This is a genomic window from Methylobacterium sp. C1 (assembly GCF_001854385.1).
Lineage (GTDB): Bacteria > Pseudomonadota > Alphaproteobacteria > Rhizobiales > Beijerinckiaceae > Methylobacterium > Methylobacterium radiotolerans.
This window is the reverse complement of record NZ_CP017640.1, coordinates 3,176,548-3,196,257: the sequence shown is the minus strand read 5'-3', so window position 1 is coordinate 3,196,257 and position 19,710 is coordinate 3,176,548. Positions and strand designations below refer to the sequence as shown.

The following is a 19,710-nucleotide window of genomic DNA, read 5'->3' as shown; positions in this document are numbered from 1 at the left end:
ACCTTTGCAAGATCCTAGTCGATTGCGGCGCGGTCCCACAGACCTGTGACCTTTGCCGCCTTCCGGCACGTTAGAAGTGGCGCGAACGCAACCGAAATCCGGGCCCCTCGCAGCCACGTGCGAGGCACGTTCGAGCCAAGTGTTTAATCCAACCCGGCTGAGGTGTGTTTTTTTGCAGGTTCGATTGACAGCCTGGGATTAAATCAGCACCATCTTGCTGGCATACCGTCGACCATCAGACATCATCGTCCGGTGCCAGGCGGGTGGCGGCTACTACAGAGATTATTTGCCCGCGGGCCAAGAATTTTTCTAAGAATTCCGGTCAAGTTGTTCTGCCAAGCTGCGCTCTGGCAAGGCATAAAGCTGGCCTGAGCGCGAACGCCAACAATAATACTGTCCAGGAGGGAACGGTATGTCCGAGATCGTCAAACCGGTGGGGCGCGGCCGCTGGCTGCAACTCGCCTTCGGCGTCGTCTGCATGTGCATGATCGCCAACATGCAGTACGGCTGGACCTTCTTCGTGAGCCCGATGCAGGAGCGCCACGGCTGGGATCGCGCGGCGATCCAGGTGGCCTTCACGCTGTTCGTCGTCACCGAGACCTGGCTGGTCCCGATCGAGGGCTGGTTCGTCGATAAGTACGGCCCGCGGATCGTCACGCTGTTCGGCGGTCTGCTCTGCGCCATCGCTTGGGTGATCAACTCCTACGCGGATTCGCTCACCGTCCTCTACATCGCGGCCGCGATCGGCGGCACCGGTGCGGGTGCGGTCTACGGAACCTGTGTCGGCAACTCGCTGAAGTGGTTCCCCGATCGCCGCGGCCTGGCCGCCGGCATCACCGCCATGGGTTTCGGCGCGGGTTCGGCGCTGACGGTCGTGCCGATCCAGGCGATGATCAAGTCCCAGGGCTACGAGGCGGCCTTCTTCTACTTCGGCATCGGGCAGGGCGTGATCGTCATGCTGATCGCGCTGTTCCTGCGCGCGCCGGCCAAGGGTCAGGTTCCGGAGGTCGCCCGGGTCAGCCAGTCGAAGCGGGACTACAAGCCGTCCGAGATGGTCCGCACGCCGATCTTCTGGGTCATGTACGCGATGTTCGTCATGATGGCCGCCGGCGGTCTGATGGCCACCGCGCAGCTCGGCCCGATCGCCAAGGACTTCAAGATCGCCGACGTCCCGGTCTCGCTCCTCGGGATCACGCTGCCGGCGCTGACCTTCGCGGCCACGCTCGACCGGGTGCTCAACGGCGTGACGCGTCCGTTCTTCGGCTGGGTCTCCGACCATATCGGCCGCGAGAACACGATGTTCCTGTCCTTCGCGATCGAGGGCCTGGGCATCTACGCGCTGAGCCAGTTCGGCCAGAACCCGATCGCCTTCGTGCTGCTGACGGGGCTCGTCTTCTTCGCCTGGGGCGAGATCTACTCGCTGTTCCCGGCGACCTGCGGCGACACGTTCGGGTCGAAATACGCGGCGACGAATGCCGGCCTGCTCTACACGGCCAAGGGCACCGCGGCGCTGATCGTCCCCTACACCAGCGTGCTCACGACCATGACCGGGAGCTGGCACACGGTGTTCCTGGCGGCCGCGGCCCTCAACATCCTGGCGGCCCTGCTGGCGCTGTTCGTCCTCAAGCCGATGCGCGCCGCCTACACCAAGAAGCCCGAGGCGGGCCTCGCGCCGGTGCTGGCGCAGTAGCAGGCCCCGGTCGTCCGGCGCCGCGACGCGGAACCGACGTGATGAGCCCGGCGCCGTCTTTACGGCGCCGGGCTTCCTGCATACCGGGAACCGGGCCTTCCGGAGACCGGGCATCATGGACAGAGACGAGCGGATCGCGCGGGAGAGCGTCGTGGCGGCGGCGCGGGCGCTCGACGCCCAGGGGCTGAACCGCGGCACCTCGGGCAATGTCTCGGTGCGCTTCCGCGACGGGCTCCTGATCACTCCGTCCGGCATGCCCACCGACCGGACCGGACCGGACGACGTGGTCCGGTTGGACCTCGACGGCACGCACCCGCCGGACCAGAAGCCCTCGTCGGAATGGCGCTTCCACCGAGACATCCTGGCGTCCCGTCCGGGATTCCACGCGGTGGTCCACGCGCATCCGGTCTACTGCACCGCCTTCGCGATGTGCGGGGAGGCCATCCCGGCGGTCCACTACATGATCGCGGCCTTCGGCGGCCCGACAGTGCGTTGCGCGCCTTACGCGCCGTACGGCACGGCGGAACTCTCGGACCTCGCCCTCGCGGCGCTCGTCGACCGCAACGTCTGCCTCCTCGCCAACCACGGCATGATCGCGGCCGGCGCGAGCCTGGAGAAGGCGCTGTGGCTCGCCGTCGAGCTGGAAACGCTCTGCCAGCAATACGCCGTCGCGCGGCAGATCGGGACGCCGATCATCCTGTCCGACGACGAGATCGGCGCCACGGTCGAGCGCTTCCGCGGCTACGGTCTGAACGCGGCGCGGCAGACCGCGCCGGAGACGACCTGACGCGAGGTTGGCCTAGCGCCCCAGGATCTGTCCGACCGCCAGTCCGGCTTCCCGGGCGAACTCGGCCGCCGCGACCTTCTTGCCGCCCTCCGCCTTGACCTTGCGGACTTCGATCTGGCCGCCCTGGGCGCAGACGCTGAATCCCTGATCGTCGACGGCGATCACCTCGCCGGGCTTGCCGACGACGTCGGCGAGCTTGCGGATGCGATGCAGGCTGCAGTCGAAGATCTGCAGCTTCTTGCCGTCGTGGGTGGTCCAGGCGCCGGGCGCCGGGTTGGCCGAGCGGATCAGGTTGTAGATCTGCTCGGCGTGGGAGGACCAGTGGATCTCCGCCTCGGCGGCGCGGAACCAGCCCTCGTAGCTCGCTGCGTCCTCGTCCTGATCGATCTCGACATGCTGGCCGGCCACGACGAGATCGGCTGCCTCGAGCATGGCCGCAACGCCCATCGGGAACAGGTTGTCGAAGTAGACGTCGCCCAGGGTCGCGTCGGCGCCGATCGGGCAGGATTTCTGCAGGATCACCGGGCCCTCGTCGAGGCCGTCGGTAGGCCGGAAGATGGTCAGGCCGGTCTGCAACTCGCCCCGGGCGATCGGCCAGTTGATCGACGACGGGCCGCGGTAACGCGGGAGCAGGCTCGGATGATACTGGATGGTGCCGTGCGTCGGGATGTTGACGAAGCTCTGCGGCGCGAACTGGAGCACGTAGGCCATGATGCCGATATCGGCGTTCAGGCCGCGCATCGCGGCCTCGGCCTCGGGGCTCTTCAAGCTGGGAAACTGGAAGACCGTCAGCCCCTTCTCGACGGCCGCCGTCTTCAGGACGTCCGGCTTGGCGCCGGGCTTCTCGGGCGCGCAGAACACCGCGGCAACCTCATCGCCTCGCTCGAGGAACGCCTCCAGGACCGCTTTTCCGAAATCCTGTTGACCGATGAAGGCGATGCGCATGCAGGCTCCTGGGTGTCGTCCGGGCCCTGCGCGGGACCGGGATGGAACGGACCGAGCGCTGGCTCGGCGGCGCGACCGTGCCCTGGCCGTCGAACGGCGTCACCCGGAATCCGGGGCCGCGCGGCACGCGCGCCCCCGGATTGTAACTTCAGCGATCCGGAGCCTCGGCCGCGGCTCGCCGGAGACCGATCACTCGGCCGCGATCTTCTGGACCGCGCCGATCGCGCCGGACTCGGAGATCTCGCCGACCTCGGCCTCGGAGTAGCCGAGCACGGAGCGCAGGATCTCCTCGGTGTGCTCGCCGAGGAGCGGCGAGCGGGTCACCTCGCTCGGGCTCGCCGACAGCTTGATGGGATTGCCGACCGTCAGGTACTTGCCGCGGGTCGGGTGATCGACCTCCACGATGGTGCCGGTCTTCCGCAGCGACTCGTCCTCGGCGATCTCCTTCATCGACAGGATCGGGCCGCAGGGGATGTCGTACTTGTTCAGGGTGTCCATCACCTCGAACTTGGACACCTTCATTGTCCAGGCCTCGATCCGCGTGAAGATCTCGTTGAGATGCGGCAGGCGGGCCTTCGGGGTGGCGTAGTTCGGATCGGTCTTCCAATCCGGCTCACCGATGATGTCGCAGATCGGCTCCCAGACGGCGGCCTGGGTGATGACGTAGATATAGGCGTTCGGATCCTGCTCCCAGCCCTTGCAGCGCAGGATGCGGCCCGGCTGACCGCCACCCGAATCGTTGCCCGCGCGCGGGGTCGCCTCGCCGAAGGGGATGCCCTCGCCGAACTGGCTGTACTCCTTGAGCGGCCCGTGCGCGAGCCGCTGCTGGTCGCGCAGCTTCACCCGGCACAGGTTCAGCACGCCGTCCTGCATGGCGCAGTCGACCTTCTGGCCGAGGCCGCTCTGGGTCCGATGATAGAGCGCCGTGACGATGCCGAGGGCGAGGTGCAAGCCCGTGCCGGAATCACCGATCTGCGCGCCCGTCACCATCGGGATGCCGTCGCGGAAGCCCGTCGTCGAGGCGGAGCCGCCGGCGCACTGCGCGACGTTCTCGTAGACCTTGCAATCTTCGTAGCGGCCCGGACCGAAGCCCTTCACGGAGGCCAGGATCATCCGCGGGTTGGCCTCGTGGATCTTCTCCCAGGTCAGGCCCATGCGGGCGAGGGCGCCGGGCGCGAAATTCTCGACGAGGACATCGCATTCCTTGATCAGGCGCCAGAGAACCTCCTTGCCCTTGGGGTTCTTCGAGTCGAGCGTGATCGACCGCTTGTTGTGGTTCAGCATCGTGAAATAGAGGCTGTCCACGTCCGGGATGTCCTGAAGCTGCTGGCGCGTGGCGTCGCCGACGCCCGGCCGCTCGACCTTGATGACGTCGGCGCCGAACCAGGCCAGGAGCTGCGTACAGGTCGGACCGGATTGAACGTGGGTGAAGTCCAGGATGCGGACGCCTTCGAGGGCCTTGGTCATGATCGGTCTCGGAGCTGGAGTCGGTGTGGGGATGACGGAGGGCGGCTCAGGCCGCGCGGGATACCGATTCGATGCCTGCACGGGCCCGTGACGCGCGTGCCGCGACGCCGGGGCAGGGGCCTTCCATCCTCGAACGGATCATGTCTGTTCTCCCTCCCGAAGCGCGGTCTCGTCGTATCGCGACACCGTCACGCGGACTCGGGGTGACGAGTCCGCCAATTTGTATACCACATGCCATCTGGCGGACGCGAGTGCCTATTGTGGACGTCTCCGGTGACGGCCGATGCCGGAGCGTAAGCCGGGGCGCGCCGACGCTCAACACGCGGCACAGCGCGAACGCGCGTCGCCGGCAGCGCCCCCTTGGCATTCCGGGACAGGCGGTCCATGATTTCGCCAAAATTGCCTCTGGCTGCGGGATGAAAAGCGTGCCGCAGCCGTAGGGGGCACGATGTAACGCTGCACGAGGAACGCCCATGCTCGCCAGCACCAGCCTGATCAAGTCGTCCTGGATCGCCGTCGACGTCGCCCACGACCGCGCCGAGCGCGTTCTCGTGGTCGAGACTTACATTGCCGTGAGCCCGCTGGAACCGAATTACGACGCCGCGCAGTACGAGCGCGTGCTCGCCTGCGTCCAGAAGGTGCTCAAGACCCATCCGGAGATCGACCGTGCGTCGATCCTGAGCATGCATCGCGGCTCCGGCTGCACGGCGCTGTTCCGAGACACGCCCGCGAAGCAGCCCGCGGCCGCCTGAGGTGCTCAGGCCTCGCCGCTCTCGGTCGGTCGGGACAGATCCGGCGGCTCGAGGGCGACGCGGGCCGCGTGGAACCACCACAGCGGGATGTCGCGATTGGCCTTCGCCAGTTCCGACGCCCATCCCTCCTTGGGCATGACGTCGGCGCGATCGGCGAAGAGGCGCAGCGCCGCCTCCGCGCGCTCCCGTCGGCACCGCTCCTCGATCGCTCGCCGCTCGGCCTCGGCGCGGGCGTCGGTCTGCTCGATGAGGCGCCGGGTCGCGAGATCGTCGGCGTCGAAGGCGAATTGCTGCCAGAACGCCTCCGCCTCCCGGGCGACGTCGCGCTCGCGGCGCAGCGTCACGAGCGCCTCTTCCGCGGCACTCCGCGCCGTCTCGGCCGCTTCGGCGCGGGCGAGGAGGCGGTTGTTGGCCTCGAGGAGTTCCCGCTCGCGCTCGGGCGACATCCGCTGCCGGCGCAGCACCCGCAACTCCTCCTCGTCGGCCCGTCGGGCCGCCAGCAGATCCGCCAGCGGGCCGGCCGCGAGGGCGTCGGCGGATCGACGATAGCGCTCGCGGAGACCGGGGTGCCGGGCCTCCAGGTCCGGGTCGGTCCAGAGGGCGCGATCCTCTCCCTCCGTCCGCTCAGACTCGTACAGAGCCTGCGCCAGGGCCTCGCGCAGGTCGTCCGGAAATCGTGCCGCCGCGTGTCCGTTCATGAACCTGCATTCGCGTTGAGCGATCGACAGAACCTAGAACGCGGGCGGACGCCGGGAGAGACCATCGCCGTGTGACGCACGCGAATTTTTCGTCGCGGCCCAGCCGCGCGTCGGCGTCGGGCGCCGATCGTGACCTGTCCGCCGAGACGCGCAGACTGCAATCGCCGCTCCGCCTCGACCCGGCCATGCGCGCACCCCGTCCGCTTGCCTACGCCGGGGCGGGTCCAAGGTGGATCGTGGCCGAACCTGCTTGCCCGGACCTGTCGCGCGCCCGCAGGCAGAGCCCCGGCCGCGGACCCGCACCCATCCCGGCCCCGCCCTCGGGCCTCGCGGCACAGTCTCGGTATCTCGGAGACTTGGCCGGCTCCGAATCGCGATGGCGCCCGCCATCTACCCGGGATACATCGCGAGGAGCGCCCCTCACGCGTCGATCGCAGTCGATGGTCCATATTGGCTACAACCCGGCGCTGGTCGCCCTGTCGATCGGCCTCGCCGTCTTCGCGTCCTACACCGCGCTGGACCTGGGGGCGCGGATCCGCGGGCCCGTCGCGGGGCCGCGCTGGCCATGGATCGCCGGTGCCGCACTCGCCATGGGCGGCGGCATCTGGTCGATGCACTTCGTCGGCATGCTGGCCTTCGAGATGGGCATGCCGGCCGCCTACGACATCGGCCTCACCCTCCTGTCTCTCGCGATCGCCGTCGCGGTGACCGGGGCCGCCTTCCTGTGGGTGGCGCGCGTCGGCGAGGGGCCGGGCGGACTTCTCGTGGCCGGCCCCCTGATGGGTCTGGGCGTCGCCGGCATGCATTACACCGGCATGGCGGCGCTCCGGATCCCGGGCGACCTCGCCTACAGCCCGGCGGTGGTCGCGCTCTCGGTGGCGATCGCCGTGACCGCGGCGACCGCGGCCCTGTGGCTCTCCTTCCGGCAGCACGGCGTCTGGCAGAAGCTCGCCGCGGCGTGTGTGATGGGCCTCGCGGTGGCGGGGATGCACTACACCGGCATGGCCGCGGCGACGATCACCGCCGAGGCGGCCGGCGCCCACGCCGCCCACGCGGCCACCGGCGTTCCGGGCCAGCAGAACCTCGCCCTCTACGTCGCCGGCGCGACGTTCCTCATCCTGTTCCTCGCGATGCTCGCCTCCTCGCTAGACCAGCAGCGCGTGCAGCGCGAACTCCAGGCGAGCGAGGCGCGGTTCCGCGCCGCCGTGCAGGCGGTGCGCGGCGTGCTCTGGACCAACGATGCCGAGGGCCGGATGCTCGGCGAGCAGCCGGGCTGGAGCGCGATCACCGGTCAGACGCGGGACCAATATCAGGGCTACGGCTGGGCCGACGCGGTCCATCCCGACGACATGGAATCGTCCATCGAGACCTGGAACGCGACCGTCCGGGCACGGCGTACCTACGTCCACGAGCACCGGGTCCGGTCCCGCGACGGAACGTGGCGACATTTCGCGATCCGCGCCATCCCGGTCTTCGACGCGCGGGGCGAGATCCGCGAGTGGGTCGGCGTCCACACGGACATCACCGAGCAGAGACTGGCCGAATCCGATCTGCGCGAGTCCAACGAGGAGATCCAGCGCTACGCCTACATCGTCAGCCACGACCTCCGCGCGCCGCTGGTCAACGTGATGGGATTCACGAGCGAACTGGAGGCGACCCGGACCGAGATCGCCGCGGCCCTCCGGGGACATCCGGAGGCGGATCGGCTCGACGCCGATCTCGGCGAGGCGCTCGGCTTCATCAAGGCGGCGGTGAACCGGATGGAAGGGCTGATCGCCGCCATCCTGAAGCTCTCCCGGGAGGGGCGGCGACAGTTCTCGCCCGAGCCCCTCGACATGACCGGCCTGCTCCGCGGCGTGGCCGATGCCCAGCGGCATCAGGCGGAGGCGGTCGGCGCCACGGTGACGATCGCCCGCGACCTGCCCGAGATCGTCGCCGACCGGCTCGCGATCGAGCAGGTCTTCGGCAACCTGCTGGACAACGCCGTGAAATACCTCGACCCGAGTCGGCCCGGACGCATCACCGTGACGGCCAAGGCCGTGGGCGAGCGCGGCGTCTGCTTCTCCGTCGCCGACAACGGTCGGGGCATCGCCGCCCGGGACCACGCCCGCGTCTTCGAGCTTTTCCGCCGATCGGGCACACAGGACCGCCCGGGCGAGGGGATCGGCCTAGCCCACGTGAAGGCGCTGGTGCGCTCGTTCGGCGGCCGGATCGAGATCCGTTCAGAACTCGGCGTCGGCACGACGTTCGACGTGACCTTGCCGCGCGGGACAGCTACAGCGGTCCGGTTAGACCCTGAACCGGCGCCCATCGCCGCCGAATGAGCGTGGAGCCACCCGTGCACCCCGTCAGCATCGTGATGATCGAGGATGACGAGGGACATGCGCGCCTGATCGAGCGGAACATTCGCCGCGCCGGCGTCAACAACGACATCGTGCAGTTCCGGAACGGCACGTCCGCGCTGGACTATCTGCTCGGCGCGGACGGCTCCGGCGAGGCGAGCGCCCGACGTCACCTGCTGATCCTGCTCGATCTCAACCTGCCGGACATGACCGGCCTCGACATCCTCGAGAAGGTCAAGGCGAACCCGCACACGCGGCGGTCACCGGTGGTGGTGCTGACCACTACGGACGACAGCCGCGAGATCCAGCGCTGCTACGATCTCGGGGCCAACGTCTACATCACCAAGCCGGTGAGCTACGACGGCTTCGCGAACGCGATCCGCCAGCTCGGGCTGTTCTTCTCGGTCATGCAGGTTCCGCAGAACCCATGAGTGCCGGGCGTGCCAGCGTGGGCGGCACCGCTGCGGCGGCACGCATCCTCTACATCGACGACGATCCCGGCCTCGGCCGCCTGGTCCGGCGCGCCCTGGAGGCGCGCGGCTACGCCGTCGAGCTCTGTCCCGACGGTGCCGCGGGGCTGGCGCGACTGGCGCAGGGCGGGATCGACGCCGTCGCCCTCGACCACCACATGCCCGGGCAGACGGGCCTCGACCTGCTGCCGGAGATCCGCGCGCTGCCCGAGGCGCCGCCGGTCATCTACGTGACCGGTTCCGAGGACAGCCGCGTCGCCGTGGCGGCCCTGAAGGCGGGGGCGGTGGACTACGTCTGGAAGGACGTCCAGGGGCAGTTCCGGGAGCTGCTCGGCGAGGCCGTCGCCACCGCCCTCCGGCAGGAGAGCCTGCGGCGCGACAAGGAGCGGGCCGAGGCCGAGATGCGCGAGGCGCGCGACCGCGCCGAGCTGCTGCTGCGCGAGGTCAATCACCGCGTGGCCAACTCCCTGGCCCTCGTCGCCGCCCTGGCGCACATGCAGCGCAACGCCGTCACGGATCCGGCCGCCAAGGCGGCGCTCGACGAGATGCAGGCCCGGATCTCGGCGATCGCCGGCATCCACCGGCGCCTCTACACCTCGGACGACGTCGAGTCCGTCGAGCTCGACGCCTACCTGCAGAGCCTCGTCGAGGAATTGCAGGCCGCCATGCGGGCGAGCGGGCGGGACCACGCGATCCGCCTCCGGGCCGAGCCGGTGCGGCTCTCGACCGACAAGGCTGTCTCGGTCGGCGTGGTCGTGACCGAGCTCGTCACCAACGCTTACAAGTACGCCTACCCGGTCGGCACCTCGGGCGAGATCCGCGTGGCGGTCGAGCGGGACGCCGCCGACACCGTGCTGCTCGCCGTCGAGGACGACGGCATCGGCTGGACCGGGGAGGGCGAGATCCGCGGCACCGGGCTCGGGTCGCGCATCGTGCGCGCCATGGCGTCGAACCTGCGCTCGGCCCTGTCGTACGCCCCCGGCCGTCCCGGCACCCGGGCGATCCTGGCGTTCCAAGCCTGAGCCCGAGGCTGAGCGTCGGGCTCTAGCCGCCCGCTCGCCCGGCGATGCGGTCGAGCGCGTCGAGCATCGGCGCCAGGGTGTCCTCGTCGAGTTGCTGGAAGCCCAGCGCCCGGCTCATGAACAGGCCCAAGATGGCGAAGTACAGGACCGAGCCCTCGCCCGGGGGCGCGCCCTCGATCCGTCCGAGCTGGTCCAGCTGATCCGCGACGAAAGCCTGAAAGTCCTTCTGCGCTTCCGGCGATTCCATCGATGCCAGGAGGAGCGCGCGCGCGGCTTCGTTATCCTCGCAATAGTGCCCGCGGATATGGGCCACCATCGCTCTGGGCAGTTGCGACGGGCCGGCCGGGATCTCCCGCGCGCAGGCATCGATCTCCGCGCGCACGTCCGCGAGCTTGCGGGCGACCAGCGCCGCCACCAGCGCGTCCTTGGACGCGTAATGGTGCAGAACCCCGCCTTTGCTCAGCCCGGCCTCGACCGCGACCGCGTCGATCGTCAGCCCGCGCACCCCCCCCTTCAGAAGAACGGCCGCGGCCGCCTCCAGGATGATCTCGGGCCGCGCCGCCAGTCGCTGTCGCTTCACCTGCATCACAAGCCTGCACTAAAGACCGTCTGGACGGTATGTAATGGATGGCGTAGGAACGCGCCACGCAATTCGCACGAATCGCGCCGACGCAGTCGATCGCATGAACCGCATCGCCTTCCTTCCATCGACATCCGTTCTGCTGGTGTTAACCGCGCTCGCTTCGATCGGGTGCGCCCGAGCCGAGCCGGAAACGGCCTTCGATCCGGCTCTGGCCCGGGTGCGGGTGGTGCAGGCGCACCGGACGCCGCTGGCGCTCGACGTCGTGGTGACCGGCGACATCCAGGCCCAGGCGCAGGTGAACGTGTCGTTCCGGACGAACGGAAAGGTCGCCGAGCGGCGCGTCGAGGTCGGCGACCACGTCGCCGCCAATCAGGTCCTCGCCGTCCTCGAACCCCTGACGCAGCAGGCCAATCTCGACAACGCCAAGGCCGCCCTCGCTTCGGCCGAAGCGCTGCTGACACAGGCCAAGATGTCCTACGAGCGTCAGAAGCAGCTCCTCGCCGGCGGCTTCACCACCCGCTCGACCTACGACAACGCCGAGCAGGAGCTGCGCACGACCCAGGCGGCGGTCGACTCGGCCAAGGCGGCGCTGGGGACCGCGCAGGAGCAGTTCTCGTACACGGAGCTGCGCGCGGGGGTGTCCGGCGTGGTGACGAGCCGCAGCTTCGAGGTCGGCCAAGTCGTCCAGGCGGGCCAGACCGTGCTGGTCGTGGCGCAGGACGGGCCCCGCGACGCGGTCTTCAACGTCTACGAATCGCTGCTGGCCCAGCCGCCGGCCGGCGACACCATCGCGGTGGCCCTCCAGTCCGACCCGTCCGTCACCGCGGTCGGGACCGTGCGGGAGATCTCGCCCACGGTGGACGCCGCGAGCGGCACGGTGCGGGTCAAGATCGGTCTGAAGGCGACGCCCGCCGCCATGGGGCTCGGCGCCGTCGTCGTCGGCCGCGGCCGCTTCGCGCCGCACGAAGCGGTCGTCCTGCCCTGGTCGGCACTGTACCGCTACGACGGGCGGCCCTCCGTGTGGATCTACGATCCGGACCGCAGGACCGTCTCGGTGCGCGCGGTGGAGATCGACCGCTTCGGGCCCGACATCATCGCGCTGAAGCGCGGCGTCGAGCCGGGCGAGCGCGTGGTCGTCGCCGGCATCCAGTTCCTGCGCCCCGGCCAGACCGTCGCGGCCGCCGAGATCGGAGACCGCCCATGAAGACGCGCGCGTATCTCGCGCTCGGACTCGTCACGGCGGCGCTTGCCGGCTGCAACGGTCACGGCGAGGAGGGCGGCGAGGCCGCTGCCGTCCGTCCGGTGCTGACGCAGGTGGTCGCGCCGAAGGACAGCATCACGTTCGGGCCGTTCGCCGGCACGATCGAGCCGCGCTACCAGGCGCAGCTCGGCTTCCAGATTCCCGGCCGCATGGTGGCTCGGGACGTCACGGTCGGCGACCTCGTCACCCGGGGCCAGCGCCTCGCCGCCCTCGACACCATCGTGACCCGTTTCGACCTGACCCGCGCCGAGGCTGACCTCGCCGACGCGAAGGCGCAGGCCGAGAACGCCGAGGCCGCGGAGTCGCGAACCCGGCGCCTGATGTCCGGCAACGCCGTCTCCCAGGCGACCCTCGACCAGGCGGTCGCCAAGCGCGAGACCGCCCGGGCCCGGGTGGATCAGGCGATGGCGAGCCTCCAGAAGGCCCGCGACCAGATGGGCTACACCGAGCTGAAGGCCGAGTTCGACGGCGTCGTGACCCAGCGCCTCGCCGAGGTCGGCCAGGTGCTCAGCGCCGGCCAGGGTGTCGTGACCGTGGCGCGACCGGACGTCCGCGAGGCCGTGGTCGACATTCCCGAAGCCCATGCCGGGGCCCTGCCGGCGGACGGCGTCTTCACCGTCGCGCTCCAGAGCGCGCCGGAGCTGACGGCGCGCGGGCGCGTCCGCGAGATCGCGCCGCTCGCCGAGTCGGGGACGCGGTCCAAGCGCATCCGGATCACCCTGGACGATCCCGGCCCGGCCTTCCGGCTCGGCGCGACCATCAACGTGTCGCTCATGCGCAAGGTCCCGCCCACCGTACGGCTGCCCGCCTCGGCGCTGCTCGAGGACGGCGCCCGCCGCTCGGTCTGGGTCGTGTCGCCCGACGGGAAGTCGGTGTCGCGCCGCGACGTCACCGTGGCCGCGGCGCGGGACAACGCGGAGGACGGCCGCGTCGCGGTCGTCGACGGTCTGAAGGCCGGCGAGCGCGTCGTCGTGGCCGGCGTCCACGTCCTCAAGGAAGGCCAGGCCGTGCGCCTGACCGACGGCGCCGTCTGATCCGGCCGCACGGGGTTTTCGCGTGAAGGACTTCAACCTTTCCGACTGGGCGCTCGAGCACCGCTCGTTCGTCTGGTTCCTGATGCTGGTCTCGCTGGTCGCAGGCCTGATGGCCTATACCCGCCTCGGCCGCGAGGAGGATCCGCCCTTCACCATCAAGACCATGGTGGTGCAGACCACGTGGCCGGGCGCGACCATCAAGGACACCCTCGATCAGGTCACCGACCGGGTCGAGAAGGAGCTCCAGCAGCTCAACGGTCTCGACTACGTCCGCAGCTACACGACCCCCGGATCGTCGACGGTGTTCGTCCAGTTCCGCGACACCCTCAAGAAGAACGAGATCCAGCCGGCCTTCTACCAAGTGCGCAAGCGGCTCGGCGACATCAAGGGCCAGTTCCCGGAGGGCGTCCAGGGCCCGTTCTTCAACGACGAGTTCGGCGACGTCTACGGCAACATCTACGCCTTCACGGCCGACGGCCTGACGCACCGGCAGTTGCGCGACTACGTCGAGGGCATCCGCACCGAGGTCCTGCGGGTACCCAACATCGGCAAGACCCAGCTGATCGGCACGCAGGACGAGACGATCTTCCTCGACTTCTCCACCCGGAAACTGGCCGGCTACGGCATCGATTTCCAGGCCCTGATCAAGGCCCTGCAGGCGCAGAACGCGGTCTCGGCCTCGGGCGTCGTCCAGGCCGGGCCGGAGCGCATCTCGCTGCGGGTCAGCGGTTCCTTCGCCTCCGAGGCCTCGCTCCAGGATTTCAACCTGCGGGTCAATGACCGCTTCTTCCGCCTCGCCGACATCGCCGAGATCAGCCGCGGCTACGAGGACCCGCCCGCACCGCTGTTCCGGGTGGACGGCAAGCCCGCGATCGGCCTCGCCATCGCGATGCGTCCGGGCGCCAACCTACTGCATTTCGGCGAGGCGCTGAAGGAGCGCATGCGGCGGATCGAGTCGACGCTGCCGGTGGGCGTCGGCGTCCACCTCGTGTCGGACCAGCCCAAGCAGGTCGAGCACGCGGTCGGCGGCTTCACTGAGGCCCTGGTCGAGGCCGTGATCATCGTGCTGGCGGTGAGCTTCGTGAGCCTCGGCGTCCGCGCCGGCCTCGTCGTCTCGGTGTCGATCCCGCTCGTGCTCGCCATCGTGTTCGTGGTCATGCAGATCATGGACGTCACCCTGCAGCGCATCTCCCTCGGCGCGCTGATCATCGCGCTGGGCCTCCTGGTCGACGACGCCATGATCACCGTCGAGATGATGGTGGCCCGCCTGGAGCGCGGCGACACGCTCCGGAAGGCCGCCACCTTCGCCTACACGTCGACGGCATTCCCCATGCTCACCGGGACCCTCGTCACCGTGGCGGGCTTCCTGCCGATCGGCTTCAACGGCTCCGGCGCCGGCGAGTACACCTACTCGCTGTTCGTGGTGATCGCGGCCGCGCTGCTCGTCTCCTGGGTCGTGGCGGTCCTGTTCGCGCCGCTCGTCGGCGTGACGCTCCTGCCGAAGACCATGAAGCACCACACCGAGAAGCAGGGCATCTTCACCCGCCTGTTCGTCCGGGCGCTCCGGATCGCCATGCGCTGGCACTGGACGACGGTGGTGGTCTGCCTCGGGCTGATGGCGGCGGCCATCGTCGGGATGGGCCACGTGCAACAGCAGTTCTTCCCGTCCTCGGACCGGTCCGAGGTGCTGGTCGACCTGACCCTGCCGCAGAACGCCACCATCGCCGAGACCCGGGCGCAGATGGACCGGTTCGAGGCGAACCTGAAGGGCGACCCGGACGTGACGAGCTGGTCGTCCTACGTCGGTGAGGGCGCGGTGCGCTTCTACCTTCCCCTCGACCAGCAGCTCGCCAACGCGTTCTTCGGGCAGATCGTCATCGTCACGAAGTCGCTGGAGGTGCGAGACCGCGTGATGGCGCGCCTCCAGACCATCGGCCTGCGCGACTTCGTCGGCACCGACGTGCTGGTGCAGCCCCTCAGCCTCGGACCGCCCGTCGGCCGGCCGGTGCAGTACCGTCTCAGCGGCCCGAACATGGAGACGGTGCGTCGCCTCTCGCTCGACCTCGCCAACGTGGTCGCGGCCGACAAGCGCCTCGACGTGCCGACCTTCGACTGGAACGAGCCCGGCAAGGTCCTGCGGGTCGAGATCCTCCAGGACAAGGCGCGCCAGCTCGGCGTCACCAGCCAGGACGTCGCCGGCATCCTGAACGGGATCGAGGGCGGGCAGGCGATCACGCAGGTCCGCGACTCGATCTACCTGGTCAACGTCGTCGGCCGCGCCCGCGCGGCCGAGCGGTCCTCCCTGGACACGCTGCAATCGCTGCAGGTCGGTCTCGCGAACGGCACGGTGGTGCCCGTGCTCGCCTTCGCGCGGATCGGCTACGATCTCGAGCAGCCGATCGTCTGGCGCCGCGACCGCCTGCCGACCGTGACGGTGCGCGCCACGATCCACGACGCGACCCAGCCGGCCACCATCGTGGCCGCCCTGCAGCCCGGCATCGACGCCTTCATCAAGGCGCTCCCGGAGGGATACACGGTCCAGACCGGCGGCGCCGTCGAGGAATCCGCCAAGGGCCAGGGGCCGATCGCCGCCGTAGTCCCGGTCATGCTGCTCGCCATGGCGTTCCTGCTGATGATGCAGCTCCAGAGCTTCGGAAGGATGCTCCTCGTCTTCACGGTCGCGCCGCTCGGCCTGATCGGCGTCGTGCCGGCGCTGCTCCTGTTCGACAAGCCGATGGGCTTCGTCGCCATCCTGGGCATCCTGGCGCTCATCGGGATCATCATCCGCAACGCGGTGATCCTGGTGAGCCAGATCGAGGAGTTCCGGGACGAGGGGATGGCGCCCTGGGAGGCGGTGTTCGAGGCGACGCACCACCGCATGCGGCCGATCCTCCTGACCGCCGCGGCGGCGAGCCTGGGCCTGATCCCGATCGCCCGCGAGGTGTTCTGGGGGCCGATGGCCTTCGCGATGATCGGCGGGATCCTGGCGGCGACCTTCCTGACGCTGCTGTTCCTGCCGGCCCTCTACATCGGCTGCTACCGCATCCGCCCGGAGGCGAGCGGCACGCCCACGGCTCACGCCGGCTGATCCGCCGGTTCACGCGATCGCAGCGCCTGCGGGCGCTGCGAGAAACGGTCGGCCCGCCCCTCCGCCCCCTCAGGGCGGGCCGACCGTGACGATCTTTCGCGCGGGCGGGGCCGCGTCGCCGGAAACCCGACGGTGCTCCGGCGCGTAGGGTGCGACGGAAACGAGGACCGTCCCGCCCATGAACGCCTTCATCGCCGTCGTCCTGGTCTGCGCCAACGGGATCGCCCAGGATTCCTGCACGGACGCCCAGGCGCTCGAAGTGCGCAAGGTCCGGGTCGCCAACGAGCTCGGCTGCGCCACCGGCTGGCAGGAGATCATCGCCCGCACCGAGCTGCGCGAGGAGATCGGCAAGACCGCCTACCTGAAGACGGAGTGCCGCCGGGTGAAGGAGCCCCGGTGACGCCGGCGGGCCGCTACTTCTCGTACTTGATGTAGGCGAAGCGCGGATCCGTCGGGGTGCCCTCGAGCCCCTGTCCCTCCAGGCCCGGCTGCCAGGACACGACCTCCTCGATCTTCCGGGCGAGGGCGAAGTCCTTGTCGGTGATGCCCTTGGCCGCGTGGTTCATCAGCCGGACCTCGACCCAGGCGTACGATGCCGTGATGTCGGGATGGTGCCACGCCGCCTCGGCGAGGTGCCCGACCGTGTTGATCACCATCAGGGTGCTCTTCCAGCCGGACGTCTTGTAGGTGCGCCGGATCCACCCGTCCTCCAGGCGCCACGCGGGCAGCTCGGCCTTCAGCCGCGCCTCCACGGTCGCCTGGTCCAGTGCGCCTTCGCGTCGCTCGCTCATGATCCCGTCTCCGATGAAGCCGTCGCGGCCGAGGGTGCCGCCGCGGCCAGTTGCGCGCAAGCGTGTTTGCCACGGTGGACGGAAACCGGTGTGAGCCCTATGACCTTTTGCCAATGGCGTCCGGCTCGGTCGGCACTCCAGTCTGCCGCCGCTGAAGACTGCGCAATACGATGGGAGAAGGCGTGATGCTGTCACGGCGCGCGATGCTCGCCGGGGGCCTGCTCGGCGGCCTCGGCCTGCGGGCGGCGCGCGCCGACGTGCCCACGATCCGACTCGGGAGCCTGCCCTTCGGCACGTCCACCTGGGAGGCGGCGGTGATCAAGGCCCGCGGCCTCGACACGGCCAACGGCTTCGCGCTCGACGCGGTCAAGCTCGCGGGCAACGACGCGGCCCGGATCAGCTTCATCGGCGGGCAGGTCGACACGATCATCGGCGACCTGCTCTGGGCCGCGCGCCTCGGCAACGACGGCCAGGCGGTGCGCTTCATCCCGTACTCGACCTCCGAGGGCGGCGTCATGGTTCCGGGCGACAGCCCGGTGAAGAGCCTCAAGGATCTCGCGGGCAAGCGCCTCGGGGTGGCCGGCGGCCCCCTGGACAAGAACTGGCTGCTCCTCCGGGCACAGGCCAAGGACGCGGCCGGCATCGACCTCGAGCAGGCCGCCGAGATCGCCTACGGCGCGCCGCCGCTGATCACGCTGAAGCTGGAGCAGGGCGCCCTCGACGCGGCGCTGACCTACTGGACCTACTGCGCCCGGCTGAAGGCCAAGGGGTACCGGCAGCTCGTCGGCGCGGAAGACATCATGCACGCCCTCGGGGTCCCCGGAGACGTGGCGCTGATCGGCTACCTGTTCCAGGACGCCACCGTGAAGGAGAAGCCCGCGGCCGTGGCGGCCTTCGCCCGGGCCTCGCGCGCCGCCAAGGACATGCTCGCGTCCGATCCGAGCACGTGGCAGATCGTGCGCCCGCTGATGGCGGCGGAGGACGAGGCAACCTTCGAGGCCCTGAAGCACGATTTCCTGGCCGGCATCCCGCGCCGCTCCACCGCGGAGGAGCGCGCCGACGCCGAGAAGCTCTACGCGGTGATGGCGCGGCTCGGCGGCGCCCGCCTCGTCGGCAAGGGCGACGCGCTCCCGCCGGACCTCTACTACACCGGCCGCAATGGTTGAGGCTCCCGTCCGGCGGGCGCGCGCGGCGGCCGTCCCGAGCACCGGGACCGCATGGGCGCGCTGACCCGCATCGCGTCCCTGGCCGTGCTCCTCGCCGCCTGGCAGATCGCCGCGCTCGAGGCGGGCTCGCGCCTGCTGCCGGCGCCCCTGGCGGTGCTGCGCTTCATCGTTCAGGAGGCGGAGCGCGGCGATCTCGCCCACAACGTGGGCATGACGCTGCTCCGCGTGGCGATCTCCTTCACCGTGGCGATGATCCTCGGCGTCGTCCTCGGCGTGGCGCTCGGACGGTCCAAGGCCGCCGACCTCATCCTCGACACGCCGCTGCTCGTCCTCCTCAACACGCCGGCCCTGGTGATCACGGTCCTGGCCTACGTCTGGGTGGGGCTCACCGAGACCGCCGCGATCCTGGCGGTGGTGCTCAACAAGCTCCCGAACGTCGCGGTGATCGTGCGCGAGGGGGCGCGGAACCTCGATCCCGGGCTCGACGAGATGGCCCGCGCCTACCGGCTCGACCGGCGCAGCTGGGCCCTCGACATCCTGATCCCGCAGCTCCAGCCCTACATGGTGACGGCGGCGCGGTCGGGCCTGTCGCTCGCCTGGAAGATCGTGCTGGTGGTGGAGCTGCTCGGGCGCCCGGACGGGGTCGGCTTCGCGATCAACTACTACTTCGTCCAGAGCACCGACGTGGCGGCGATCATCGGCTACAGCCTCGTCTTCATGGCCGTGATGATCGGCATCGACGTCCTCCTGCTGCAGCGGCTCGAAGCCTATGTCCGTCGCTGGCGCTGAGCCCGTCCTCCAGGTCGCGATCGCGTCGAAATGGTACCGGCCCGCCCGGGCCGAGCCGGTCGAGGCCGTTCGGAACCTCACCTTCGGCGTCGCCGCCGGGGAGATCGTCTGCCTGATCGGGCCGTCGGGCGCCGGGAAGACCACCACCCTGCGGATCCTGCTCGGGCTCGACACCGCGTTCGAGGGCCGCGTCTCCGGCGCGGACCGGGCGGGCATCGTGTTCCAGGAGCCGCGGCTGCTGCCCTGGCGCAGCGTCGAGCACAATGTCCGCCTCGGCCTGCCCCGGGCGCGGCGGAACCGCGATCTCGACGACCTGTTCGCGCGGCTCGGCCTGACGGCGTGGCGGACGCGCTACCCGAAGGCCCTGTCGCTGGGGATGCAGCGGCGCGTGGCTCTGGCGCGCGCGCTGGCCGACGGGCCGCGGGTCCTCGTGCTCGACGAGCCGTTCGTGTCCCTCGACGACGCCGCCGCCGCCGAGCTGCGCGGTCTCGTGGTGGACACGGTGGACCGGGCCGGCATGAGCGTCCTGATGGTCACGCACAACGTCGCCGAGGCGATCGGGATCGCCGACCGCCTGCTGCTGGTCTCGCGGCGCCCGGCGAGCCTCATCGCCGACGTGCGCCTCGACCGGCCGCGCCGCGACCGCGACCGCGCCTGGGCCGAGACGACCCGGGCGAACCTCGCCGCGCGGCATCCCGAGATCATCGCGCAGTGAGGCGTGCTGCGCCGGTCGTTCGGACGAACCCGCGCGTCCGGATCGCGCGCTGAGGTCCGGGCGCCACCGGAACCGAAGGACCATCCGACTTCGGCCCCGACGTCGGTCGA

18 protein-coding genes are annotated in these 19,710 nt (G+C 70.0%); 13 read left to right on the top strand and 5 right to left on the bottom strand.

Features of this window, described 5'->3' with window-relative positions:
- Positions 1-412: 412 nt before the first annotated feature.
- Positions 413-1,690: an oxalate/formate MFS antiporter gene (gene oxlT, locus BKE41_RS14905; RefSeq protein WP_012319745.1), complete on the top strand. Its 1,278-nt coding sequence runs from the start codon at positions 413-415 to the stop codon at positions 1,688-1,690.
- 115 nt (positions 1,691-1,805) lie between these two features.
- Positions 1,806-2,477 (top strand): class II aldolase/adducin family protein, encoded by a 672-nt coding sequence (locus tag BKE41_RS14900; RefSeq protein ID WP_029357432.1) that lies wholly within the window; start codon positions 1,806-1,808, stop codon positions 2,475-2,477.
- 12 nt (positions 2,478-2,489) lie between these two features.
- Here BKE41_RS14900 and BKE41_RS14895 read toward each other — a convergent pair whose 3' ends face one another.
- Positions 2,490-3,422 carry a methionyl-tRNA formyltransferase gene (locus BKE41_RS14895; protein ID WP_029357431.1) on the bottom strand — a complete coding sequence of 311 codons (933 nt, stop codon included), beginning with the start codon at positions 3,420-3,422 and terminating at the stop codon, positions 2,490-2,492.
- Positions 3,423-3,611: 189 nt separating this feature from the next.
- Positions 3,612-4,889, bottom strand: coding sequence for a formyl-CoA transferase (gene frc / locus BKE41_RS14890; RefSeq protein ID WP_012319742.1), 1,278 nt, complete (start codon positions 4,887-4,889; stop codon positions 3,612-3,614).
- Between the two features lie 473 nt (positions 4,890-5,362).
- Here frc and BKE41_RS14885 point away from each other — a divergent pair, with 473 nt between their 5' ends.
- A complete protein-coding gene (locus BKE41_RS14885) occupies positions 5,363-5,641 on the top strand; it encodes a hypothetical protein (RefSeq protein ID WP_012319741.1) in 279 nt (92 codons plus the stop codon).
- A 5-nt stretch (positions 5,642-5,646) separates the two neighbouring features.
- On the opposite strand, the gene BKE41_RS14880 is transcribed toward BKE41_RS14885, so the two are convergent.
- Positions 5,647-6,339, bottom strand: a complete 693-nt coding sequence (locus BKE41_RS14880) for a hypothetical protein (protein WP_053622150.1) — start codon at positions 6,337-6,339, stop codon at positions 5,647-5,649.
- Positions 6,340-6,779: 440 nt separating this feature from the next.
- On the opposite strand from BKE41_RS14880, the gene BKE41_RS14875 reads away from it, so the two are divergent.
- The 3 genes from BKE41_RS14875 to BKE41_RS14865 are packed head-to-tail and all read left to right on the top strand — an operon-like array spanning position 6,780 to position 10,173.
- A complete protein-coding gene (locus BKE41_RS14875; RefSeq protein WP_070999700.1) occupies positions 6,780-8,663 on the top strand; it encodes an MHYT domain-containing protein in 1,884 nt (627 codons plus the stop codon).
- On the top strand, positions 8,660-9,112 hold the full coding sequence (locus tag BKE41_RS14870; protein WP_012319738.1) for a response regulator: 453 nt from the start codon (positions 8,660-8,662) through the stop codon (positions 9,110-9,112). Before BKE41_RS14875 ends, BKE41_RS14870 begins: the two co-directional genes overlap by 4 nt.
- Entirely contained in the window at positions 9,109-10,173 is a 1,065-nt protein-coding gene (locus BKE41_RS14865) for a response regulator (RefSeq protein WP_012319737.1), read from the top strand. Before BKE41_RS14870 ends, BKE41_RS14865 begins: the two co-directional genes overlap by 4 nt.
- Before the next feature lie 22 nt (positions 10,174-10,195).
- Here BKE41_RS14865 and BKE41_RS14860 read toward each other — a convergent pair whose 3' ends face one another.
- Positions 10,196-10,759 (bottom strand): TetR/AcrR family transcriptional regulator, encoded by a 564-nt coding sequence (locus BKE41_RS14860; RefSeq protein WP_012319736.1) that lies wholly within the window; start codon positions 10,757-10,759, stop codon positions 10,196-10,198.
- Between the two features lie 97 nt (positions 10,760-10,856).
- On the opposite strand from BKE41_RS14860, the gene BKE41_RS14855 reads away from it, so the two are divergent.
- The 4 genes from BKE41_RS14855 (at position 10,857) to BKE41_RS14840 (ending at position 16,539) form a co-directional block, all read left to right on the top strand.
- Positions 10,857-11,960 carry an efflux RND transporter periplasmic adaptor subunit gene (locus BKE41_RS14855; protein ID WP_053622148.1) on the top strand — a complete coding sequence of 368 codons (1,104 nt, stop codon included), beginning with the start codon at positions 10,857-10,859 and terminating at the stop codon, positions 11,958-11,960.
- Positions 11,957-13,051 (top strand): efflux RND transporter periplasmic adaptor subunit, encoded by a 1,095-nt coding sequence (locus tag BKE41_RS14850; RefSeq protein WP_070999697.1) that lies wholly within the window; start codon positions 11,957-11,959, stop codon positions 13,049-13,051. The genes BKE41_RS14855 and BKE41_RS14850 overlap by 4 nt, the downstream gene beginning before the upstream one ends.
- A gap of 22 nt (positions 13,052-13,073) precedes the next feature.
- Complete coding sequence (locus BKE41_RS14845) at positions 13,074-16,139, top strand: efflux RND transporter permease subunit (protein WP_070999695.1); 3,066 nt, start codon at positions 13,074-13,076, stop codon at positions 16,137-16,139.
- A 178-nt stretch (positions 16,140-16,317) separates the two neighbouring features.
- Complete coding sequence (locus tag BKE41_RS14840; protein ID WP_012319732.1) at positions 16,318-16,539, top strand: hypothetical protein; 222 nt, start codon at positions 16,318-16,320, stop codon at positions 16,537-16,539.
- A 13-nt stretch (positions 16,540-16,552) separates the two neighbouring features.
- Here BKE41_RS14840 and BKE41_RS14835 read toward each other — a convergent pair whose 3' ends face one another.
- Positions 16,553-16,930, bottom strand: a complete 378-nt coding sequence (locus BKE41_RS14835) for a 4a-hydroxytetrahydrobiopterin dehydratase (protein ID WP_012319731.1) — start codon at positions 16,928-16,930, stop codon at positions 16,553-16,555.
- 185 nt (positions 16,931-17,115) lie between these two features.
- Here BKE41_RS14835 and BKE41_RS14830 point away from each other — a divergent pair, with 185 nt between their 5' ends.
- The 3 genes from BKE41_RS14830 to BKE41_RS14820 are packed head-to-tail and all read left to right on the top strand — an operon-like array spanning position 17,116 to position 19,600.
- Positions 17,116-18,096 (top strand): ABC transporter substrate-binding protein, encoded by a 981-nt coding sequence (locus BKE41_RS14830; protein WP_024829714.1) that lies wholly within the window; start codon positions 17,116-17,118, stop codon positions 18,094-18,096.
- Positions 18,097-18,147: 51 nt separating this feature from the next.
- Positions 18,148-18,885 carry an ABC transporter permease subunit gene (locus BKE41_RS14825; RefSeq protein ID WP_012319729.1) on the top strand — a complete coding sequence of 246 codons (738 nt, stop codon included), beginning with the start codon at positions 18,148-18,150 and terminating at the stop codon, positions 18,883-18,885.
- Positions 18,866-19,600: an ATP-binding cassette domain-containing protein gene (locus BKE41_RS14820; RefSeq protein WP_012319728.1), complete on the top strand. Its 735-nt coding sequence runs from the start codon at positions 18,866-18,868 to the stop codon at positions 19,598-19,600. Before BKE41_RS14825 ends, BKE41_RS14820 begins: the two co-directional genes overlap by 20 nt.
- Positions 19,601-19,710 lie beyond the last annotated feature (110 nt).